Below are 1546 nucleotides of genomic sequence, written 5' to 3'. Positions count from 1 at the left end.
TCGTAACAAGGTAGCCGTAGGGGAACCTGCGGCTGGATCACCTCCTTTCTAAGGAAGCTGTGGAACAGTAAGACGCCTAACTTGATTAGGATGAACTTTCCCGTGCTTTTTAGAACAATAGATGGCGCCAGTCAGGCGACCATCGCAACGTAATACGCCACGGAATGCTTTTAGCATCGGATGGTATGGCAAGTGTCGCCGTCCACGTTTCTCTTTCTTCATGAAGACAAAATACCGCGTTGACCGGTTCCCGAATGGGCCCGTAGCTCAGTTGGTTAGAGCACACGCTTGATAAGCGTGGGGTCGGTAGTTCAAGTCTACCCGGGCCCACCATTTGCATATGCGAATGAGGGTTTGGGATGACGGAATACCGTTTTGGGGTTGACGCGAATTGTTGCCGAACCTTGGGTCGTTGAGATCTAAGGCGATCGAGCTGGATGGGGCTTTAGCTCAGCTGGGAGAGCACCTGCTTTGCAAGCAGGGGGTCATCGGTTCGATCCCGATAAGCTCCACCAAATCGATTGGTGTCGAGATGATCGGCAATTGTCTTCTGAAGAAATAAAAGTTTGCACATCTCAAACGAGATTGTGCCTGTTCTGTATGCATTGTGAAGAGAAGATATGTCTGGAGGCTTCCAGGTGTTTTGAACCATTGGTTCAAGGCGTCCGAGCCCGATCCCAGTGAAACCTTGTGATGGCTTAGTCGGCCGGAATTGGTGGAGGGATTGGAGGTAGGTAGGAAGTCCTGTCCTGAGGCATTTTTGTTGTTGACCAAATCTTGGTAGGCCGTAAGGCCGTCGCCAATCGTTTGGCGCCCCCGCGGAGCAAGAACCGAAAGGTTCTGTCAAGCGTGAGCGAAAAGATCTCTGATGGAAATGCTGGATTAACGTTGCCTGACCGCGCGTTACCGGATGATATCTCGAGAAGCTGGTCTTAATGATACGGCCTCGAAGTGCACCGGCGTGCCTTCAATGAGGACTGTATCGACACGTCGATGTCATCATGAAGTGGCCTGATTGTAAAAGGTAATCAGGTCGTTGCTTTCTTTGGAAGCAACTATGGATGAGCATAGACAATGAGAACGAAGAAGTGAATTAAGGGCATTTGGTGGATGCCTTGGCATGCACAGGCGAAGAAGGACGTGATACGCTGCGATAAGCCGTGGGGAGCTGCGAATAAGCTTTGATCCATGGATTTCCGAATGGGGGAACCCACCTTAAATGCTTGGAGAATCTAAGTTGTGCTTCGGTACGGCTTAGGTTTCCAAGCATTATGATAAGGTATCTGCATCTGAATACATAGGGTGTAAGAAGCGAACTCAGGGAACTGAAACATCTAAGTACCTGAAGGAAAGGACATCAACCGAGACTCCGTAAGTAGTGGCGAGCGAACGCGGACCAGGCCAGTGGCAATAAGGAATAAAGTGGAACACTTTGGAAAAGGTGGCCATAGCGGGTGATAGCCCCGTACACGTAGAACACTTATTGTCCTTGAGTAGGGCGGGACACGTGAAATCCTGTCTGAACATGGGGAGACCACTCTCCAAG

The 1546-nt window shown here is 50.2% G+C and carries 2 tRNA genes and 1 rRNA gene; all 3 read left to right on the top strand.

Going from position 1 to position 1546, the window contains the following annotated elements:
• Window positions 1-256: 256 nt before the first annotated feature.
• Window positions 257-333: transfer RNA gene (locus RQI43_RS24465), tRNA-Ile, on the top strand.
• 106 nt (window positions 334-439) lie between these two features.
• Window positions 440-515 (top strand) — tRNA-Ala (locus RQI43_RS24460).
• Window positions 516-1082: 567 nt separating this feature from the next.
• Window positions 1083-1546: ribosomal RNA gene (locus RQI43_RS24455) — 23S ribosomal RNA — on the top strand; the annotation flags it as partial.

It is taken from the genome of Methylobacterium sp. WCS2018Hpa-22 (assembly GCF_031843785.1).
GTDB lineage: Bacteria > Pseudomonadota > Alphaproteobacteria > Rhizobiales > Beijerinckiaceae > Methylobacterium.
This window is presented reverse-complemented; position numbering and strand designations above follow the sequence as displayed.